This is a genomic window from Streptomyces sp. NPDC030991 (assembly GCF_055571235.1).
Window position 1 is genome coordinate 53906 of the sequence record NZ_JBVIFR010000007.1, and the last position, 19194, is coordinate 73099.

Consider the following 19194-nt stretch of genomic DNA (forward strand, 5'->3'; position numbering starts at 1 on the left):
CGTGATCCAAGCGCGGAGCGCCTGAATTTATTCCCCGCCCTGCTCGGTGTCGGGACGGATGTCGATGCGCCAGCCGGTGAGGCGGGCCGCGAGCCGGGCGTTCTGCCCCTCCTTGCCGATGGCGAGGGAGAGCTGGTAGTCGGGGACGGTCACGCGGGCCGAACGGGCCGCCATGTCGACGACCTCGACCTTGGAGACCCGGGCCGGGGAGAGCGCGTTGGCCACCATCTCCGCCGGGTCGTCCGACCAGTCGACGATGTCGATCTTCTCACCGTTCAGCTCGGCCATCACGTTGCGCACGCGACCGCCCACGGGGCCGATGCACGCGCCCTTGGCGTTGAGCCCGCTGCGCGTCGACCGCACGGCGATCTTCGTCCGGTGGCCGGCCTCGCGGGCGATGGCCGTGATCTCGACGGAGCCGTCGGCGATCTCCGGCACCTCGAGGGCGAAGAGCTTCTTCACCAGGCTCGGGTGCGTGCGCGACAGCGTCACGGACGGACCGCGCACACCCTTCGCGACGCGGACGACGTACGAGCGCAGGCGCATGCCGTGCTGGTACTCCTCGCCCGGCACCTGCTCCTGCACCGGCAGGATCGCCTCGAGCTTGCCGATGTCGACCAGCACGTTCTTCGGGTCGCGGCCCTGCTGGACCATGCCCATGACGATGTCGCCCTCACGGCCGGCGTACTCGCCGAGCGTCGCGTCGTCCTGGGCGTCGCGCAGCCGCTGCAGGATGACCTGCTTCGCGGTGGTGGCGGCGATGCGGCCGAAGTCCGACGGGGTGTCGTCGAACTCCTTGGCCTCCTGGCCCTCTTCGAGATCCGCCGGGTCCTCCGTCGCCCACACCGTCACGTGGCCGCTCTCGCGGTCCAGCTTCACGCGTGCGCGGCGGAAGCTCCCGTCGGTGCGGTGGTAGGCGATGAGGAGGGCCGACTCGATCGCCTCGACCAGCAGGTCGAAGGAGATCTCCTTCTCCCGGACCAGACCCCGCAGGGCACTCATGTCGATGTCCACGGCTACGCCTCCTCTACTTCTTGAGCGTCGTTCTTGGGCTTGCGGTTGAACTCGACCTGGACGCGCGCCTTGGCGATGTCCGTGAAGCCGAGTCGTCGGGCGGTGGCCTTGCGGCCCTTCACGCCCGGCACTTCGAGATCGAGGCCGTCGTCGTCGACCGCCAGAATGCGCGCGACCACCTCGGACTCGTCGGTCAGCTGGAACCGGACGAGGCGGTCCGTGGCGCGGACGTAGTGGCGGTGCTCGGTGAGGACACGCTCGGCGCCCGGCGTCCCGACCTCCAGCTCGTACTCGCCGTCGCCCATCACGGCGGTGCCGTCGGGCTCGTCGAGCTTCGCCGAGAGCGCGCGGCTCACATCGGCGATCCGGTCGAGGTCGGCTCCTTCGTCGGAGTCCACGACGACACGCAGCACGCGCTTGCGTCCTACCGAGGCGAGTTCGATCTCTTCGAGGTCGAGCCCCTGGGAGCCGACGAGCGGTTCCAGTAGTTCCCGCAGCCTCTCGTTCTGGGTCGTGCTCATCCGGGTGACTCCTCGGCCGCGTGTGCTGTTGTGGTGTGTCGGCGTTCCATGCGTGTCAGGTCAAAGGGTATCCGGTCCAGGGGGGTGTTGCGGTCCACCGGGCAGGGGGCGACTGTACGGTGATCACCGGCCGCTCCGTCCCGGTCGTGCCGAAACCGCTCCGAGCCCTCCCGCCCCGCCGTGTCCCGCTGCTTCGCGCCGCGCCTTTCTGCCGAGGACGACCGCCCGTGCCGCTCACCATCCAGGCCCGCCCGGGGCCACGCCGTAGGAGTCTGCTCGCCTCGCTGGCCGGGGCCGCGCTGCTGACCGGTTGTTCCGGGGGCGGCGACGAGGGCGCCGAGGCCGCGGGCGCCCCCGCCGCCTCCCGTGAGCGGCGGCTGAAGGCGCGGGCGGCCCGGGAGAGCGCGGATCTGGTGGGGAGCTACGACGCGGCGCTCGCCGCGCATCCCTCGCTCGCCGCCCGGCTCCACCCGCTGCGCGCGGAGGTCGAGCGGCACGTGAAGGCGTTCGGCGGGGCTGCCGGGCCGTCGGCGCTCGCCCCGTCGCCGACCACGCCGCCGGTGGCCGAGAAGGACGTGCTGAAGGCGCTGGCGGCAGCCGAGCGCGGCCTGTCGGACCGGCGGACGGCGGCTCTCGTCGACCCCGCCGTCCCGGCCGAGCACGCGCGGCTGCTCGCTTCGGTGGCGGCGGCCGGCGCGGGGCACGCGTACCTGCTGACGGAGGAGTGACGGGGATGGACGAGAGCGGACTGCTCGCCTCGGTGCAGGCGGCGCTGCGCGCGGAGCACGCGGCGGTGTACGGGTACGGGGTGGTCGGCGGCCGGATCCGCGAGGGCCGCCGCGCGGAGGCGAAGGCCGCGTACGACGCGCATCGCGCCCGCCGCGACGAGCTGCGGCGCACGGTGCGGGACCTGGGCGGCGACCCCGAGGAGTCGGCGGGTGCGTACGCGCTCCCGTTCCCGGTGCCGGACTCGGCGGCGGCGGCCCGGCTCGCGGCGGACATCGAGGACAAGGTCGCCGGGGTGTACTCGGACCTCGTCCGGGCGGCCACCGGCGACCGGCGCCGGGGCGCGGCGGACGCGCTGCGGGAGGCGGCGGTCCGTGCGGTGCGGTGGCGCGGCGGGAGCGTAGCCTTCCCTGGGCTCGCCGAACGGGCCACGGCGCCTTCCGCGTCGGCCCCGGCGTCTCCGCGTACGTGAGCGGTCACTGGGGCAGTGGCCGCGCAGCCTGGAAGGAAACTCTCGCGCATGGCTTTCGAACCGCCGCAGCGGCTGGTGAACGCGCTCGGCGAGGTGCGCGACGACGGGGCGTCGGCGTGGCTCGGCCGGGCCGGTGATCTGCTCGACGAGGCCGCGGCCCGGCGTGGGGTGACCGTGGAGCGCATCCACGTGCCCGGCGGACGCAGCAGCGTGGTCGCCCATGTCCGGGCCGCGGACGGCGCGCCCGCGGTGCTGAAGCTGGCGCCCGAGCGGTTCCGCCCCGAGGCGGAGCGGGCGGCGCTGACGCACTGGGACGGGTTCGGCGCGGTACGGCTGCTCGATCCGGGGGTCAACGACGGGGCGCTGCTCCTGGAGCGGCTGCACCCCGAGGTCTCCGTGCGGACGCTGCCGGAGGCGAAGGCGCTGCTGGAGGCGGCGGGGACGCTGCGCCGGCTGTGGACGGAGCCGCCCGCCGGGCGCAACTGCGAGACCGTGCCCGAGCGCACGGGCCGGCAGGCGGCGGCGATGCGGGCGAGCGTGGACGCCTTCCCGGAGGTGGCGCCGCTGGTCGACGCGGCCCTGGGGGCACGGGACGAACTGGTGACGGCGCCGCCCGAACTCCGTCTGCTGCACGGCACGTTCCGGCAGAGCAAGGTGCTCCAGGGCGAGCGGATGCCGTGGCTGACCATCGGCCCCGACCCGGTCGTGGGCGAGTGTGCCTTCGATCTGGCGCGGCTGGTGCGGGACCGGGTCGAGGATCTGATCGGCTCCCCGTCCGGGCCTGCCATCACGCGCCGCCGTGTGAAGCGCCTCGCCGAGTCCCTCGACGTGGACCAGGAGCGGCTGCGGGGCTGGACGCTGTTCCGGGCCGTGGAGTCCGGGGTGCGGGCGCTGCGGGTGGGGCGCGAGCGGGACGGCGAGAACCTGCTGGAGTTCGCGGGCTGGCTCTGAGACAGGCTCTGAGACGTACGAGGCAGGACAGCGCCCCGGATCGGATGGTCCGGGGCGCTGTTCTGTGCGAGACGACTAGGCGGTGAGGCGGGCCACGGCCTCCTCGACCGTGAGCTCCTCGCGCTCGCCGGTGCGGCGGTCCTTCAGCTCCAGGACGCCGTCGGCGCTGCGCCGCCCGGCGACCAGGATCTTCGGCACACCGATCAGCTCGGAGTCGGTGAACTTCACGCCCGGGGAGATGCCGGGCCGGTCGTCGACCAGGACGCGGACGCCGGCCGCGGCCAGCTTGTCGGAGACCTCCAGGGCCAGCTCGGTCTGGAGGGCCTTGCCGGCGGCGACGACGTGCACGTCGGCCGGGGCGATCTCCTCGGGCCAGATGAGGCCCTTGTCGTCGGCGTGCTGTTCGGCGAGGGCGGCGACGGCGCGGGAGACGCCGATGCCGTAGGAGCCCATGGTGACGCGGACCGGCTTGCCGTTCGGGCCGAGCACGTCGAGCTGGAAGGCGTCGGCGTACTTGCGGCCGAGCTGGAAGATGTGGCCGATCTCGATGGCGCGGTCCAGCTTGAGCCCTGTGCCGCAGGCGGGGCACGGGTCGCCCTCCTGCACCACGACGACGTCGACGTACTCGGAGACCTCGAAGTCACGGCCCGCGACGACGTTCCTGGCGTGGACGCCGTCCTTGTTGGCGCCGGTGATCCAGGCGGTGCCGGTGGCGACGCGCGGGTCGGCGAGGTAGGTGACCTTCTCCAGGCCCTGCGGGCCGACGTAGCCGCGCACGAGGTCGTCGCGGCCCTCGAAGTCCTCGGCCGTCACGAGCTCGACGGCGGCCGGGGAGAAGTGGGCCTCGACCTTGTCCAGGTCGACCTCGCGGTCGCCGGGGACACCGATGGCGACGATCTCGCCGGCGACCTTGACCAGCAGGTTCTTGAGCGTGGCCGACGCCGGGACGTCGAGGTGGGCGGCGAGCGTCTCGATCGTCGGGGTGTCGGGCGTGGGGATCTCTTCGAGCGCGGGGGCGCCGGCCGCGTCCACCGGCTTCAGCGCGTACGTGACCGCTTCGGTGTTGGCCGCGTAGTCGCAGTTCGGGCAGTCGGCGAAGGTGTCCTCGCCGGCCGCGGCCGGGGCCAGGAACTCCTCGGACTTGGAGCCGCCCATGGCACCGGCGGTGGCGGCGCAGATGCGGTAGTCGAGGCCGAGGCGCTCGAAGATGCGCTGGTAGGCGGCGCGGTGCAGGGCGTACGACTCGGCGAGGCCCTCGTCCGTCAGGTCGAAGGAGTACGAGTCCTTCATCTGGAACTCGCGGCCGCGCAGGATGCCGGCGCGGGGGCGGGCCTCGTCGCGGTACTTGGTCTGGATCTGGTAGAGGATCACCGGCAGGTCCTTGTAGGACGTGCACTGGTCCTTGACCAGCTGGGTGAAGATCTCCTCGTGGGTGGGGCCGAGGAGGTAGTCGCCGCCCTTGCGGTCGTTGAGGCGGAACAGCTCGGCGCCGTACTCCTCCCAGCGGCCGGTCGCCTCGTAGGGCTCCTTGGGCAGGAGGGCGGGGAGCAGGACCTCCTGGGCGCCGATGGCGTCCATCTCCTCGCGGACGACGCGCTCGACGTTGGCGTAGACCTTGCGGCCGAGCGGCAGCCAGGACCAGACGCCGGCGGCGGTGCGGCGCACGAAACCGGCGCGGACCAGCAGTTTGTGGCTGAGCACCTCGGCGTCAGCCGGGTCATCGCGCAGGGTCTTCACCATCAAGCGGGACATGCGCTGGACCTGGGCCTTGGCCATGATTTCTCGACTCCTGCGACGAAAGGGTTGTGTCCAGGAGGTTAGCCGGGCGGTGGGCGCGGCCGGAAATCGGTCCGTCTCAGCGGCGCAGCGGGAGGGGCGCGCCCATCACCGCGTACGGCTTCGGGGCGCTCGGGAACAGGACCTGGCGGGACAGGTCGTCGTAGCCGAGGGAGTGGTAGAGGCCGCGGGCCGGGCTGTCGAAGTCGATCGCGGAGAGGATCGAGCGGGGCTGGGTGGCGGCGTCGGTGATGGTGGTGATGAGGGTGCGGCCGATGCCGCGGTTCTGGTAGCCGGGGTGGACGTGCAGCTCGGTGATGACGAAGGAGTCGTCGAGCCAGTGGTCGTGGCCGGCCGCGCGCAGGTACGGCTCGACGACCGTGGACCACCAGTGGGTGCGGTCGTTCGGCATGCCGTAGACGAAGCCGACGAGGCGGCCGGTCTCCGTCGTGGCGCCGAGTGCGCGGGCCCCGGCGTAGGTGATGTGGCGCAGCACGATCTGGCGGCGGACGGCGATCTCGTCGTCGCTGAGGCCGAAGGCGTGGGCCTGGACGGCGAGCGCCTCGTCGATGCGGGCGTGCAGATCGAGGGGGCCGATGGTGACGGCGGCGTCGTCCGTACGGTTCCGGTGCGGCATTCCCGGAGAGTACCCCGGGGCATGGCCCGGCCGTACGGGCGGGCCGCGGGGTCAGCCCGCCGCGGGGAGCCGCGGCACGCTCTCCAGCAGGCGCCGGGTGTAGGCGTGCGCGGGGGCGCCGAGGACCGTGGCCGTGGCGCCCGACTCGACGACCCGGCCGCGCTCCAGCACGGCGGTGCGTTCGCACAGGGCGGCCACCACGGACAGGTCGTGGGAGACCATGACGACCGTGAGGCCCGCCGTCTCCTTCAGCTCGGCCAGCAGGTCGACGACCTTCACGCGGGTCGTGACGTCGAGCGCGGAGACGGGTTCGTCGGCGAGGAGGACCCGCGGGTCGCAGACGGTGGCCCGCGCGATGGCGATGCGCTGGCGCTGGCCGCCGGAGAACTCGTGCGGGTAGCGCTCCCCCGCGTCCGCCGGGAGGCCCACCCGTTCGAGCGCCTCGGCGACGCGCCGCGCGGCGTCCGCGCCGGAGGCGACGCCGAGGGAGGTGAGGGGTTCGGCCACGATGCGGCGGACGCGGCGGCGCGGGTCCAGGGAGGCGTACGGGTCCTGGAAGACGCACTGGACGCTGCGCCGGAACGCCTTCATCAGGGCCCGGTCGCGCAGCCGCAGTTCCGCCCCGTCGAAGCGCACGGTCCCGGTGGTGGGTCCTGCGAGGCCGAGCAGCATGCGCAGCAGCGTCGTCTTGCCGGCCCCTGACTCGCCGACGAGCGCCAGGCTCTGCCCGGCCTCCACGGCCACGGACACGTCCCGGACGACCGGGTCCGTGCTCCCCCGGTACGCGTACGACACGGCGTCGAGCTCCAGGATCGGAGTCATCGCGCACCTCCCAGATCGAGCGCCGATTCCAGTCGGCGTGCGCTGTCGACCAGCGCTTTGGTGTACTCCTCGCGGGGTGCCCGTACGACGTCGGCGACGGCGCCCGTCTCGACCGCGCGGCCGTCCTTCATGACCAGCACCCGGTCGGTGACGCGCGAGACGACGGCGAGGTCGTGGCTGACGAAGAGCACGGCCATGCCGCGTTCGCGGACGAGCCCGTCGATCAGGTCGAGCATCTCGGACTGCACCGTCACGTCGAGGGCCGTGGTCGGTTCGTCGGCGATGAGCAGCGCCGGTTCGCAGGCGAGGGCCATGGCGAGCGCGACCCGCTGGCGCTGGCCGCCGGAGATCTCGTGCGGGAAGGCGCGGGCGACGCGGTCCGGGTCGGGCAGCCGCACCTGGCCGAGCAGTGCGGTCACCGCGGTCCGCAGCTCCGCGCCTTTCAGCTGCCGTCGTCGGCGCAGGGGTTCGGCGATCTGGCGGCCCACCCGCATCAACGGGTCGAGCGCGGTCAGCGGCTCCTGGAAGACGACGGCCGCGCTTCGGCCGCGTACGCCCACGAGGGTCCGTTCGGCGGCGCCGACGATCTGCGTGCCGTCCAGCTCGACGCTGCCGGTCACCGTCATGCCGGGCGGCAGCAGGCCGAGCGCGGCCAGGGTGGTCAGGGACTTGCCGGAGCCGGACTCGCCGATGAGGCCGAGCCGTTCGCCGCGCGCGATGTCGAAGCTCAGCTCCGAGACGAGCGGGCGCCCTTCGGCGGTACGGATCGTCAGGCCGGACACCGACAGCAGGACGTCGTTCACAGCGCGGCCCTCCCCTTGCGCGCGGTCGGGTCGAGGACGTCGCGCAGCCCGTCCGCGATCAGGTTGACGCCGATCACCAGGAGGACGAGCAGCACGCCCGGGGCGAGCGCGCCCGCCGGTGCCGTGGTGAACGTCGCCTGGGCCTCCTGGAGCATGCGGCCCCATGAGGCGTTCGGCGGCGGTGCGCCGAGGCCCAGGTAGGACAGGCCCGCCTCGGCGAGCACGGCGAGGCCGAACTGGAGCGCGAGGTTGACCGCGAGCGTCGGCCAGATGTTGGGCAGCACGTGCCCGGCGACGACCCGCGGCCAGGACGTGCCCGAGGTGCGGGAGGCGGTGATGTAGTCCCGCGCGAGGACACGCTTGACCAGGATCCGCGTCAGGCGGGCCACCACCGCGCTCTGCGCGAGGCCGATCGCGAGGATCGCGGAGCCGAGCGTCGCCGACCGCGCGGCGACGATCAGCATGGCGAGCAGCAGCGTCGGGAACGCGATGAGGATGTCGAGCAGCGCGGAGAGCGTGTCGTCGAACCAGCCCTGCGCGAACGCCGCGAGGACGCCGAGGGTGACGCCGAGCAGCGCGGCGACGGTCACCGCGCCGAGCCCGGACTCCAGGGCGATCCGGGAGCCGGTCATGAGCTGCGTGAACAGGTCTCGGCCCAGCTTGTCGGTGCCGAGCAGGTGCCCGTCGCCGGGGCCGGCGAGCCGCCCGCCGGAGGTGTCGTCGCTGTCGTAGGGCAGCCAGAAGAGGGAGACGAGGGCGAGCAGGACGACGAGGCCCGCCAGCACCCCGCCCGTCCACAGGGTCAGGGACGATCTGCGCTTCATCACGCACCACCGCCCGACAGCCGACCCCGCAGCCGCGGGTCCACGATCCGCTGCACGAGGTCCGCCACGAACCCGATGATCAGCACGGCGAACGTCGATACGAACAGCACGCCCTGGATCACCGGGTAGTCGTGCTGCGCGATGCCGGTCGCGAGCATCGAGCCGAGGCCCGGCAGCGCGTACACGGACTCGACGACCACGGCGCCGAGCAGCGTGGACGCCAGCTCGATGCCGAGCACCGAGATGACCGGCACGGCGGCGTTGCGCAGCCCGTGGCGCCACATGGCCCGGCCGAACGACGAGCCGAGCGCCCGCGCGGTGCGCAGGTACTCGCTGCCGAGGACGTCGAGGGTGGCCGAGCGTACGTACCGGATCAGGGACGCCGACATCACCAGCGCCACCGTCACCACCGGCAGGACCAGCGAGCGGACCGCCTCGGCCGGGGTGTCCCAGCCGTCCTGCGGGAAGCCGCCGGACGGCAGCCAGCCCGCGTTCAGCGCGAAGACGGCGATGAGGATCATGCCGAGCCAGAACACCGGGACGGCGATGCCCAGTTGCGAGACGCCGCTGAGCAGCGCCCCGTACCAGGTGTTCTTCTTGTACGCGGCCACGAACCCGGCGGGGACGGCGACGAGCACGGCGAGCACGAACGCCGAGAGGGTCAGCGGCACGGTCACGTTCAGGCGCTGCGAGACCTCGGGGCCCACCGGCAGCGAGCTGACGAACGACGTGCCGAGGTCGCCGCTCGCCAACTGGCCGACCCAGTGGGTGAACTGCTGCGGCAGCGGCTGGTCGGAGCCGATGGAGTGGCGGGCCGCGGCGATCTGCTCCGGCGAGGCGCCCACCGAGGTGAGCGCGTTCGCCGGGTCGCCGGGCAGCATCCGCAGCAGCACGAAGAGCACGACGGACGCGAGGACGAGGGAGACCAGCAGGAACACCAGCCTCCGCAGGAGGTACCTGACCATGGGAGGGTCAGCTGCTCTTCTTGATGTCGTACGCGAAGAACTGCGAGTTGAGGCCGTTGAGCGGGTAGCCCGACAGCTTCGTGCTCGCGACGACGATCTGCGGATACAGGTACAGCCAGTCGCTGGCCGCGTCCTCGGCGGTCCTGCGGTTGACCTTCTTCAGCAGCTCGGTCTGCGCCTGCGTGCTGGAGGCCTCCTCGGCCTGCTCGACCCACTTCTGGACCTGCTGGTCGTCGTAGCCCCAGTAGAAGTCGGGGTTGCCGTACCAGACGAGGTCGCGGTCGTTGACGTGCTCCTGGAGCGTCGCCGTGAAGTCGTGGTTCTTGTAGACCTTCGTGTACCACTCGTCGGGCGTGATCGTGTTGATCTTGACGGTGATGCCGACCTTGGCGAGCTGCGACTTGATGAAGGTGGCGGCGGTGGGGTGCGGGTCGTAGTTCGGGGTGTCCAGCGTGAAGCTGAAGCCCTTGTCGTACCCGGCCTCCTTCAGCAGCTTCTTCGCCTGCGTGACGTCGTACGCGTTGACCTTGGTCAGGTCCTCGTACCAGGGGTCGGTGGGCGGCACCATCGACCCGATCTCCTTGCCGTAGCCGCCCCAGACGGATGCGAGGAGCTTCTTGTCGTCGATGGCGGCGGAGACGGCCCGGCGCACCTTGACGTCGGTGAACGGCTTGGCCTTGTCGTTGAAGGCGAGGAGCAGCTTGGTCGTCGACTCGCCGTCGTTGACCTTGTAGTTCTGGTTGGACTTGAACTGGTCGAGGGCGTCCGGCGACTGCTCGCTGGTGACGACGTCGACGGCGTTGGTGAGGAGCGCGTTGTTGAGGGCCGTCGCGTCCTTGTAGTAGTGGAAGACGGCCTGCTTGTTCTTGGCGGCGGAGCCCCTGTAGCCGCTGAACCGGTCGAGGCTGAGCGCCGAGCCGCGCGTCCACTTCCTCAGCTTGTACGGGCCGGTGCCGTCTTCCGTCGTCTTCAGGTTCTTCGCGTCGGCGTTGATGATCCAGACGTAGGAGAGGTTGTAGACGAAGGAGATCGACTTCTTCTTCAGCGTGACCTTGACGGTCTTCGCGTCCGGGGTGGCGATGTCCTTGATGACCTCAAGGTTGGCCTTGCGCGCGGACTGCGAGTCCTTCGCGATCACCTTCTCCAGGCTGTACTTGACATCCTTGCTGGTGAGGGCCTTGCCACTGTGGAACTTGACGTCGTCGCGGAGGGTGAAGGTGTACGTGAGTCCGTCGCCGCCGACCTTGTACTCCTGGGCGAGGAGCTTGTCGGTCTTGCCGTCGTCGGTGAGGCGGAAGAGGCCCTCGTAGACGTTGCCGTTGAGGGCTTCGGTGACGCCCTGGCCGCCGCCGGCGGTGTTGTCCAGGTTCTGCGGCTCGTAGAGCGAGCCTATGTTGACGGCGGCGTTCTTGTCGTAACCGCCGTTGCCGGAGGCGGAGTTGCCACCACCACCGCAGGCGGCGAGCGTGACCGCGAGGGCGACGGTGAGCACGCCGAGGGAGAGGGGCTTCTTGGGAAGGTTCATGGGGTGCCTTTGCGCGGAGCTTCGGGGAGAGCGGCGGAGGGTGGCGGGGGGATCAGTGGGCGGTGCCGGTGGCGCCGTCGCGGAAGACCGGGAGCTTCTCGCCCGCCTCTACGGGGAGGTGGAAGCGGTTCTGCCGCGGCGGCATCGGACAGTTGTACTGATCGGAGAAGCCGCACGGGGGCACGAAGGCCCGGTTGAAGTCGAGGCGTACGCGGCCCCGGCCGGTGTCGTCGACGGGCTCGACGTGATCCACGAAGAGGAAGCGGCCGGCGCCGTACGTGGTGTCGCCGTTGGTGGGATCGCCGAAGACGAGCAGGAGCGTGCCGTCGTCGTCGAAGGCGGAGAGCGTGTAGGCGGTGCCGTCGACGGTGAGGCTGATGTCGCCGGGGACGACCTTCTCGCGGGTGCCGCCGTTGTCGCGGAGGTGCTCGAAGGCGACGAGGCGGGCGCCCTCGACGGGCGTGTACGTGGCGTCGAGGACCCACCGCGGGTCGTACGGGAAGGCGTCGATGCGCTCGAAGTCCTGGATGGCCGGGGAGTTCGCGTCCCAGCGGCGCAGGCCGTGCTCGGGCGCGCCGGAGACCATGTCGCTCCGCTCCAGGGCGGTGACCGTCACCGAGTCGGACTCGCCGGCGCGGGCGGCGTCCAGGTCGGGGAGTTCACCGGCGGCCAGCCAACGGGTCTCGACGAGAGCGAGGTTCCCGGTGGGGGCGGTCACCGAGCGGTGCCGCTCGGCGCGCCATGCCTCCCAGGCCCCCTGGGGGTCGTCGGACAGGGCGGCATGGCCGGAAACAGACATCGCGTGGCACCTACAGTCAGTGAACCTTGAACCAAAGTTCTCCCTTTATGGTCCATAAGGCTCACTAATGTCAAACGTCGTTAAAAAGATGAGACGGGCACCACATGTACGGGAGGAGCGTCCTAGAACAGGACGCTCATGAAGGCCCCGACCTCCTCGAAACCCACGCGCCGGTACGCGGCACGGGCCGGGGTGTTGAAGTCGTTGACGTAGAGGCTGACGACGGGGGCGACATCGGCCAGGGCGTAGCGCAGCACGGCGGCCATGCCGGGGGCGGCGAGGCCGCGGCCGCGGTACTCGGGGGCCACCCAGACGCCCTGGATCTGGCAGGCCTGGTCGGTGGCGGCGCCGATCTCCGCCTTGAAGACGACCTTGCCGTGCTCGTCGAGGCGGGCGAACGAGCGCCCGGAGCCGACCAGTTCGGCCACCCGCGCCTGGTAGAGCAGGCCGCCGTCGCCCGCCATCGGGGAGACGCCGACCTCCTCGGTGAACATCGCGACGCAGGCCGGCATGATCGCGTCCATCTCGTCCTTGCGGATGCGGCGCACGTACGGGTCCGGGGCGATATCGGCGGGCATCCGGTCCGTCACCATCAGCGGCTGGTGGGGCCGTACGTCGCGGGCGGGGCCCCAGTTCGCCTCCAGCAGCCGCCACAGCAGGGAGGTCGGTCCGGCGGGCCCGACGATCGAGGAGCAGCGGCGGCCGGCCCGCCGCGCCCGGTCGGCGAAGCCGCGGACAGCGCGGTCGGTCGCGCAGATCGGCACGAGGTTGGCGCCCGCATAGCAGAGCGACTCGAGCATGCCGTCCTCGTACCAGCCCCACATCTCGCCGCCGAGACGCCACGGGTCGAGGCCCGCGATGCGGACGCGGGCCGTCACGAAGGCATTGGCGACCGGCTCGCGGGCGAGCACGGCGAGCGCGGCGTCGAGGTCACTCGGTTCGAGGACCCGTGTGGTGGTCTGGGTCAACACGTGCGGGGCCTTTGGGGTGGGCGCTGCTGATCTCCGCACTGTACCTGGCGGTGCCTGGGGTCGCAGGGGGCCTGCGTTCGGCGGCCCTTCGCCTGCTCGTTCGCCGGGTCCGGGTCGGGTCGCGGGCGCGGGTCCGGTGGGGCTTCTCGCGCCCCCGCGGCGGAGCCGCATGCTCCAGGGGCGCGGGAAACTGCGCAACCAGCCACGACGCGAGGCGAGCCCGCTCTCCAAGAGACGCCCGCAGACGAGCGCGCGAAGAACCGACCCCCGAGCCGATGTCAGCCCGCGACGGCCACGGTGGGCTCGCCGGAGGCCACGCCGTCCTTCTCCATCTGCTCGGCGATCTTCAGCGCCTCCTCGATCAGCGTCTCCACGATCTTCGACTCGGGGACGGTCTTGATGACCTCACCCTTGACGAAGATCTGGCCCTTGCCGTTGCCGGAGGCGACGCCGAGGTCGGCCTCACGGGCCTCGCCCGGCCCGTTCACGACGCAGCCCATGACGGCCACGCGCAGCGGGACCTCCATGCCGTCGAGACCGGCGGTGACCTCTTCGGCCAGCTTGTAGACGTCGACCTGGGCGCGGCCGCAGGACGGGCAGGAGACGATCTCCAGGCGGCGCGGGCGCAGGCCCAGCGACTCCAGGATCTGGTTGCCGACCTTGATCTCCTCGACCGGCGGGGCGGAGAGCGAGACGCGGATGGTGTCGCCGATGCCCTCGGAGAGCAGCGCGCCGAACGCGACGGCCGACTTGATGGTGCCCTGGAAGGCGGGGCCCGCCTCGGTGACGCCGAGGTGCAGCGGGTAGTCGCACTGCTCGGCGAGGAGGCGGTAGGCGTTGACCATGACGACCGGGTCGTTGTGCTTGACCGAGATCTTGATGTCGCGGAAGTCGTGCTCCTCGAAGAGGGACGCCTCCCAGAGCGCCGACTCGGCGAGCGCCTCGGGGGTCGCCTTGCCGTACTTCTGGAGCAGGCGGCGGTCGAGGGAGCCCGCGTTCACGCCGATGCGGATGGGGGTGCCGTGCTCCCGCGCCGCCTTGGCGATCTCCTTGACCTTGTCGTCGAACTGCTTGATGTTGCCCGGGTTGACCCGGACCGCGGCGCAGCCCGCCTCGATGGCGGCGAAGACGTACTTCGGCTGGAAGTGGATGTCGGCGATGACCGGGATCTGCGACTTCTTGGCGATGACGGGCAGCGCGTCGGCGTCGTCCTGCGTGGGGCAGGCCACACGCACGATCTGGCAGCCGGACGCGGTCAGCTCGGCGATCTGCTGGAGCGTGGCGCCGATGTCGGACGTCCGCGTCGTCGTCATCGACTGCACCGAGATCGGGGCGTCCCCGCCGACGGCGACCGTGCCGACCTGGATCTGCCGGCTCTTGCGCCGCTCGGCGAGCTTGATCGGGACATCCGGCATGCCGAGTGAAATCGCAGTCATCTGCTGTGCAACCCCAAGGTATGGATCGAGGATCGAGTCCAGAGGCTTCCGAGATTACGTCACCGGCGCACGACCGAGCACACCGCGCCCCGTAAACCCACTCAAAGGTGAGCGGCCGGGCACACAGGATGCCCGGCCGCCATGAACCCCACGCAATCAGGAGATTCGCACCGGGTTAACGACGTCCGCGATCAGTACGAGGATCGTGAAGCAGACGAAGATCCCGGCCACCACGTACGCGACCGGCATGAGCTTCGCCACGTCGAAGGGGCCCGGGTCGGGGCGGCGGAAGATCCGGGCCAGGTTGCGCCGCAGCGCCTCCCACAGGGCGCCCGCGATGTGCCCGCCGTCGAGCGGGAGCAGCGGCAGCATGTTGAACAGGAAGAGCGACAGGTTGAAGCCGGCGACCAGCATCAACGACATGGCCAGCTTCTGGGTGGCGGGGATGTCGAGGGCGGCGATGTCGCCGCCGACGCGGGCCGCGCCGACCACGCCCATCGGTGAGTCCTGGTCGCGGGGGCCGTCGCCGAACGCCGCGTCCCACAGGGCGGGGATCTTCGCCGGGAGGGCGACGATGGAGTCGACGGCGTCGCCGACCCGGTCGCCCATCCACGTCACGGAGTCACCGAAGTCCTGGTGGACGACGCCGGTGGCGGCGGTGAAGCCGAGGAAGCCCGCCTTGACGTAGCCGTCGGTGATCTGGCCGCTGGAGTCCTTCTTCGCGACCTGGTTCGTGGCGATGGTCGCGGTGAGCGTCTTGCGCTGTCCGTCGCGCTCCACGACGACCGGGACGGTCCTGCCCGCGCTCTCGCGGATCTCGTCGGACAGGGTGTTCCACTTGTCCGTCGTGACCCCGTCGAACGAGATGATCTTGTCCTTGGGCTGCAGGCCCGCGGCCTTCGCCGGGGACTGCGGGTCGGACGCCTTGCAGGTGTCGCGCTGGGCGCTGGCCTGGATGACGCACGGCGAGACCGACTCGACCATGTTCGTCTGCTGGGTGACGCCGAAGCCCATGAGGACCACGAAGAAGAGGCCGACCGCGAGGATCAGGTTCATGAAGGGGCCCGCGAACATGACGATGACGCGCTTCCACGGCTTGCGCGTGTAGAACAGGCGCGTCTCGTCGCCGGGCTGCAGCTCCTCGAAGGCGGCCGCGCGGGCGTCCTCCACCATGGAGCGGAACGGCGAGGTCGAGCGGGACTCGATCCGGCCGTCCGCGCCGGGCGGGAACATGCCGATCATGCGGATGTAGCCGCCGAGGGGGATCGCCTTGACGCCGTACTCGGTGTCGCCCTTCTTCCGCGAGAAGATGGTGGGTCCGAAGCCGACCATGTACTGCGGGACGCGGATGCCGAAGAGCTTCGCCGTCGACAGGTGGCCCAGTTCGTGCCAGGCGATGGAGATGAGCAGGCCCACCACGAAGACGACTACGCCGAGAATCATCATCAAGGTCGTCATGCACGAGCCTCCGCGGTCGTCGTCCGGTTCGTCGCCGTCAGTTCACGGGCCCGGGCGCGTGCCCAGGTCTCCGCTTCGAGGACGTCCGCGACGGTGAGAGAGGTTCCCGGCGCCGACGTCGAGGGGGCGCCGTGTTCCTCGACCACCTTCGTCACGGTCTCCATGATCCCGTTGAACGGCAGGGCGCCCTTCAAGAACGCGGCGACGCATTCCTCGTTGGCGGCATTGAACACCGCCGGGGCCGTGCCCGCGAGCTCGCCCACGTGCCGGGCGAGGCCCACCGACGGGAACGCGTCGTTGTCGAGGGGGTAGAACTCCCAGCTCGCGGCCTTTGTCCAGTCGAAGGCGGGGGCCGCGTCCGGGATCCGCTCGGGCCAGCCGAGGCCGATGGCGATCGGGCCGCGCATGTCGGGCGGGGTCGCCTGGAGGATGGACGAGCCGTCGACGTACTCGACCATGGAGTGCACGTAGGACTGCGGGTGCACGACGACCTCGATGCGGTCGAACGGGATGTCGTAGAGCAGGTGCGCCTCGATGACCTCCAGGCCCTTGTTGACCAGGGTCGCCGAGTTGACCGTGATGACCGGGCCCATCGCCCAGGTCGGGTGGGCGAGCGCGTCCTCGACCGTGACGTCGGCCAGGTCGGCCTTGGTGCGGCCGCGGAAGGGGCCGCCGGACGCGGTGACGACGAGCTTGCGGACGTCGGCGCGGGTGCCGGCGGCCAGTGCCTGGAAGAGCGCGGCGTGCTCGGAGTCGACCGGGATGATCTGGCCGGGCGCGGCGACCGCCTTCACCAGGGGGCCGCCGACGATCAGCGACTCCTTGTTGGCGAGGGCGAGGGTGCGGCCCGCTTCGAGGGCGGCGAGCGTGGGCGCCAGGCCGATCGAGCCGGTGATGCCGTTGAGCACGGTGTGGCAGTCGCCGCGCCCCGCGATCTCGGTGGCGGCGTCCGGCCCCGCGAGGATCTCGGGCAGCGGCTCCCCCGGCCCGTACGCCGCGGCCAGCGCCTCGCGCAGCGCGGGCACGACGTCCTCGCGGGCGACGGCGACGGTACGGACGCGCAGCCGGTGCGCCTGCTCGGCCAGGAGGGCGACCCGGCCGCCGGCGGCGCTGAGGGCGGTGACGCGGAACCGGTCCGGGTTGCGCAGCACGAGGTCGATGGCCTGCGTGCCGATCGAGCCCGTCGAGCCGAGGACGGCGATGTCCCGGGGGGCGTCGCCGGGGGCGGGGTCGAAGACGAGGTGCGGGTCGGCGAGCGGCGATGGGCTGTCGGTCATGCCCCTATTGTTGCCTGGCCTTCCTGTGCGGCCGACAGGGTGTCCCCGGTTGACTCCGTACGGGTTCCGGGAGCTGTCGTCGGCGAGCCGGGCCCCGGTGCTGTGGTGACGGATCCGCCGGGCTCCGGCGGATCCGTCGGGCGGGGCGGGCGTCAGCGGATCGGGCGGTGGACGTTCTCCCGCTTGCTGGGTCCGGGCGCGGCGTCGGCGATCCAGGGGCCTTCGCCGCTCGGGTCGACGATGCCCTGTTCCAGCCAGGTGTACGTGCCGCCGAGGACGCCCTTGACGACCTTGCGGTCGAGGTCGTCGGTGTTGGTCCACAGGCGGTCGAAGAGTTCGTCGGCGCGGATCCGGGACTGGCGGCAGAAGGCGTCGGCGAGCTGGTAGGCCTCGCGGCCGTACTCCTCGGTGGTGCGCAGGAGTTCGGCGCGTACGCAGGCCGCGCTCATGGCGAAGAGTTCGGCGCCGATGTCGACGATGCGGCCGAGGAAGCCCTGTTTGGTCTCCATGCGGCCCTGCCAGCGGGACATGGCGTAGAAGGTGGAGCGGGCGAGTTTGCGCGCGGAGCGCTCCACGTAGCGCAGGTGGCCGGAGAGGTCCGGGTGGCCCTGCGGGTGGAACTCGGCGTAGGAGCGCGGGAGCTGGCCGGGGCCGGTGACCAGTTTCGGCAGCCATTTCGCGTAGAAGCCGCCGGCCTTCGCGCCTGCTTTGGCCTTGTCCGTGAGGGAGGTCTCCGGGTCGATGAGGTCGCCGGCGACGGACAGGTGGGCGTCGACGGCCTCGCGGGCGATCAGCAGATGCATGATCTCGGTCGAGCCCTCGAAGATGCGGTTGATCCGCAGATCGCGCAGGACCTGTTCGGCGGGGACGGCGCGTTCGCCGCGGGCGGCGAGGGAGTCGGCGGTCTCGAAGCCGCGGCCGCCGCGGATCTGGACGAGTTCGTCGGCCATCAGGCAGGCCATCTCGGAGCCGTACAGCTTGGCGAGGGCGGCCTCGATGCGGATGTCGTTGCGGTCCTCGTCGGCCATCTGGGAGGAGAGGTCGAGGACCGCTTCCAGGGCGAAGGTGGTGGCGGCGATGAAGGAGATCTTCGCACCGACCGCTTCGTGGAACGCGACGGGCTTGCCCCACTGTTCGCGCACCGCCGACCATTCGCGGGCGATCTTCAGACACCATTTCCCGGCGCCCACGCACATCGCGGGCAGGGAGAGGCGGCCGGTGTTGAGCGTGGTGAGGGCGATCTTCAGGCCGGCGCCCTCGGGTCCGATCCGGTTCGCCGCGGGGACCCGTACCTGGTGGAAGCGGGTGACACCGTTCTCCAGGCCGCGCAGGCCCATGAAGGCGTTGCGGTTCTCGACGGTGATGCCGTCCGCCGCGGCCTCCACGACGAACGCGGTGATGCCGCCCTTGTGCCCGTCGGACCTGGGCACGCGCGCCATGACGACGAGGAGGTCCGCGACGACCCCGTTCGTCGTCCACAGCTTCACCCCGTCGAGGACGTAGTCGTCGCCGTCCGGGACGGCGGTCGTGGCGAGGCGTGCGGGGTCGGAGCCCACGTCGGGCTCGGTCAGCAGGAACGCGCTGATGTCGGTGCGCGCGCAGCGCGGCAGGAACGCGTCCTTCTGTTCCTGGGTGCCGAACATCTTCAGCGGCTGCGGTACGCCGATCGACTGATGGGCGGAGAGCAGCGCCCCGATGGCGGGGCTCGCCGAGCCGGCCAGGGCGAGCGCCTTGTTGTAGTAGACCTGGGTGAGGCCGAGGCCGCCGTACTTGGTGTCGATCTTCATGCCGAGCGCGCCGAGCTCCTTGAGCCCGTTGATCGTCTCGTCGGGGATCCGGGCCTCGCGCTCGATGCGGGCCGAGTCGATCTTCGTGTCGCAGAAGTCCCGCAGCCGGGCGAGGAAGGTCTCGCCGCGTCGCGCGTCCTCGTCGGGGGGCATCGGGTGCGGATGGATGAGGTCGAGCCGGAAGCGGCCGAGGAACAGTTCCTTGGCGAAGCTGGGCTTGCGCCAGTCCTGTTCCCGGGCGGCCTCGGCGACCTGCCGGGCCTCCCGTTCCGAGACCTTGGCCCGGGGATGGGGTGTTGCGGACATGAGGTTCACCTCGCCGCGCGTCGGGTGCACCGGGCCGGTCCGTTACCGATCGGTGCTACTCGATCGTATGTACCCGATCCGGTCCGAACCGGCCAGCCCTCGCGCACCCCTGAGTGTTCGGCGC

Annotated in this window: 18 protein-coding genes; 3 read left to right on the forward strand and 15 right to left on the reverse strand. The window is 71.3% G+C overall.

The genetic code is table 11. From position 1 onward, the window contains the following. Window positions 1-27: 27 nt before the first annotated feature. Both nusA and rimP read right to left on the reverse strand, forming a co-directional pair. A complete protein-coding gene (gene nusA / locus ACZ45E_RS15235) occupies window positions 28-1014 on the reverse strand; it encodes a transcription termination factor NusA (protein WP_468220882.1) in 987 nt (328 codons plus the stop codon). A gap of 2 nt (window positions 1015-1016) precedes the next feature. After that, complete coding sequence (gene rimP / locus ACZ45E_RS15240) at window positions 1017-1535, reverse strand: ribosome maturation factor RimP (protein ID WP_468220884.1); 519 nt, start codon at window positions 1533-1535, stop codon at window positions 1017-1019. A 227-nt stretch (window positions 1536-1762) separates the two neighbouring features. Here rimP and ACZ45E_RS15245 point away from each other — a divergent pair, with 227 nt between their 5' ends. The 3 genes from ACZ45E_RS15245 to ACZ45E_RS15255 are packed head-to-tail and all read left to right on the forward strand — an operon-like array spanning window position 1763 to window position 3684. Then, window positions 1763-2263: a hypothetical protein gene (locus tag ACZ45E_RS15245; protein ID WP_468220885.1), complete on the forward strand. Its 501-nt coding sequence runs from the start codon at window positions 1763-1765 to the stop codon at window positions 2261-2263. A gap of 5 nt (window positions 2264-2268) precedes the next feature. Beyond that, window positions 2269-2733 (forward strand): ferritin-like domain-containing protein, encoded by a 465-nt coding sequence (locus ACZ45E_RS15250; RefSeq protein ID WP_468220888.1) that lies wholly within the window; start codon window positions 2269-2271, stop codon window positions 2731-2733. 48 nt (window positions 2734-2781) lie between these two features. Next, window positions 2782-3684 carry an aminoglycoside phosphotransferase family protein gene (locus ACZ45E_RS15255; protein WP_468220889.1) on the forward strand — a complete coding sequence of 301 codons (903 nt, stop codon included), beginning with the start codon at window positions 2782-2784 and terminating at the stop codon, window positions 3682-3684. Window positions 3685-3759: 75 nt separating this feature from the next. Here ACZ45E_RS15255 and ACZ45E_RS15260 read toward each other — a convergent pair whose 3' ends face one another. The 13 genes from ACZ45E_RS15260 to ACZ45E_RS15320 all read right to left on the reverse strand — a co-directional run bounded on the left by ACZ45E_RS15260 (window position 3760) and on the right by ACZ45E_RS15320 (window position 19070). Next, on the reverse strand, window positions 3760-5460 hold the full coding sequence (locus ACZ45E_RS15260; RefSeq protein WP_468220891.1) for a proline--tRNA ligase: 1701 nt from the start codon (window positions 5458-5460) through the stop codon (window positions 3760-3762). 79 nt (window positions 5461-5539) lie between these two features. Next, window positions 5540-6097: a GNAT family N-acetyltransferase gene (locus ACZ45E_RS15265; protein WP_468220893.1), complete on the reverse strand. Its 558-nt coding sequence runs from the start codon at window positions 6095-6097 to the stop codon at window positions 5540-5542. A 51-nt stretch (window positions 6098-6148) separates the two neighbouring features. Then, complete coding sequence (locus tag ACZ45E_RS15270) at window positions 6149-6919, reverse strand: ABC transporter ATP-binding protein (RefSeq protein WP_468220896.1); 771 nt, start codon at window positions 6917-6919, stop codon at window positions 6149-6151. Further along, window positions 6916-7722 (reverse strand): ATP-binding cassette domain-containing protein, encoded by an 807-nt coding sequence (locus ACZ45E_RS15275; RefSeq protein ID WP_468220899.1) that lies wholly within the window; start codon window positions 7720-7722, stop codon window positions 6916-6918. Before ACZ45E_RS15275 ends, ACZ45E_RS15270 begins: the two co-directional genes overlap by 4 nt. Then, a complete protein-coding gene (locus tag ACZ45E_RS15280; protein ID WP_468220901.1) occupies window positions 7719-8546 on the reverse strand; it encodes an ABC transporter permease in 828 nt (275 codons plus the stop codon). The genes ACZ45E_RS15275 and ACZ45E_RS15280 overlap by 4 nt, the downstream gene beginning before the upstream one ends. Beyond that, window positions 8546-9511, reverse strand: coding sequence for an ABC transporter permease (locus ACZ45E_RS15285; protein WP_468220902.1), 966 nt, complete (start codon window positions 9509-9511; stop codon window positions 8546-8548). The genes ACZ45E_RS15280 and ACZ45E_RS15285 overlap by 1 nt, the downstream gene beginning before the upstream one ends. A gap of 7 nt (window positions 9512-9518) precedes the next feature. Next, window positions 9519-11036: an ABC transporter substrate-binding protein gene (locus tag ACZ45E_RS15290; protein WP_468220905.1), complete on the reverse strand. Its 1518-nt coding sequence runs from the start codon at window positions 11034-11036 to the stop codon at window positions 9519-9521. 52 nt (window positions 11037-11088) lie between these two features. After that, window positions 11089-11835, reverse strand: coding sequence for a DUF1684 domain-containing protein (locus ACZ45E_RS15295; RefSeq protein ID WP_468220907.1), 747 nt, complete (start codon window positions 11833-11835; stop codon window positions 11089-11091). Between the two features lie 122 nt (window positions 11836-11957). Further along, the gene (locus ACZ45E_RS15300; RefSeq protein WP_468220910.1) at window positions 11958-12806 is read right to left on the reverse strand and encodes a GNAT family N-acetyltransferase; all 849 of its coding nucleotides are present in this window, start codon (window positions 12804-12806) and stop codon (window positions 11958-11960) included. Between the two features lie 278 nt (window positions 12807-13084). Beyond that, complete coding sequence (gene ispG, locus ACZ45E_RS15305; protein ID WP_468220912.1) at window positions 13085-14242, reverse strand: flavodoxin-dependent (E)-4-hydroxy-3-methylbut-2-enyl-diphosphate synthase; 1158 nt, start codon at window positions 14240-14242, stop codon at window positions 13085-13087. Window positions 14243-14398: 156 nt separating this feature from the next. Beyond that, window positions 14399-15700: a M50 family metallopeptidase gene (locus tag ACZ45E_RS15310; protein ID WP_468220914.1), complete on the reverse strand. Its 1302-nt coding sequence runs from the start codon at window positions 15698-15700 to the stop codon at window positions 14399-14401. After that, entirely contained in the window at window positions 15697-16977 is a 1281-nt protein-coding gene (gene dxr / locus ACZ45E_RS15315; protein WP_468220917.1) for a 1-deoxy-D-xylulose-5-phosphate reductoisomerase, read from the reverse strand. The genes ACZ45E_RS15310 and dxr overlap by 4 nt, the downstream gene beginning before the upstream one ends. A 152-nt stretch (window positions 16978-17129) precedes the next feature. Then, a complete protein-coding gene (locus ACZ45E_RS15320) occupies window positions 17130-19070 on the reverse strand; it encodes an acyl-CoA dehydrogenase family protein (RefSeq protein ID WP_468220919.1) in 1941 nt (646 codons plus the stop codon). Window positions 19071-19194 lie beyond the last annotated feature (124 nt).

Coding starts and splice junctions, on each gene's coding strand:
- rimP (WP_468220884.1), bottom strand. CDS start 1,535: ATGAGCACGACCCAGAACGAGAGGCTGCGGGAACTACTGGAACCGCTC.
- ACZ45E_RS15250 (WP_468220888.1), top strand. CDS start 2,269: ATGGACGAGAGCGGACTGCTCGCCTCGGTGCAGGCGGCGCTGCGCGCG.
- ACZ45E_RS15255 (WP_468220889.1), top strand. CDS start 2,782: ATGGCTTTCGAACCGCCGCAGCGGCTGGTGAACGCGCTCGGCGAGGTG.
- ACZ45E_RS15260 (WP_468220891.1), bottom strand. CDS start 5,460: ATGGCCAAGGCCCAGGTCCAGCGCATGTCCCGCTTGATGGTGAAGACC.
- ACZ45E_RS15265 (WP_468220893.1), bottom strand. CDS start 6,097: ATGCCGCACCGGAACCGTACGGACGACGCCGCCGTCACCATCGGCCCC.
- ACZ45E_RS15270 (WP_468220896.1), bottom strand. CDS start 6,919: ATGACTCCGATCCTGGAGCTCGACGCCGTGTCGTACGCGTACCGGGGG.
- ACZ45E_RS15280 (WP_468220901.1), bottom strand. CDS start 8,546: ATGAAGCGCAGATCGTCCCTGACCCTGTGGACGGGCGGGGTGCTGGCG.
- ACZ45E_RS15285 (WP_468220902.1), bottom strand. CDS start 9,511: ATGGTCAGGTACCTCCTGCGGAGGCTGGTGTTCCTGCTGGTCTCCCTC.
- ACZ45E_RS15290 (WP_468220905.1), bottom strand. CDS start 11,036: ATGAACCTTCCCAAGAAGCCCCTCTCCCTCGGCGTGCTCACCGTCGCC.
- ACZ45E_RS15295 (WP_468220907.1), bottom strand. CDS start 11,835: ATGTCTGTTTCCGGCCATGCCGCCCTGTCCGACGACCCCCAGGGGGCC.
- ispG (WP_468220912.1), bottom strand. CDS start 14,242: ATGACTGCGATTTCACTCGGCATGCCGGATGTCCCGATCAAGCTCGCC.
- ACZ45E_RS15310 (WP_468220914.1), bottom strand. CDS start 15,700: ATGACGACCTTGATGATGATTCTCGGCGTAGTCGTCTTCGTGGTGGGC.
- dxr (WP_468220917.1), bottom strand. CDS start 16,977: ATGACCGACAGCCCATCGCCGCTCGCCGACCCGCACCTCGTCTTCGAC.
- ACZ45E_RS15320 (WP_468220919.1), bottom strand. CDS start 19,070: ATGTCCGCAACACCCCATCCCCGGGCCAAGGTCTCGGAACGGGAGGCC.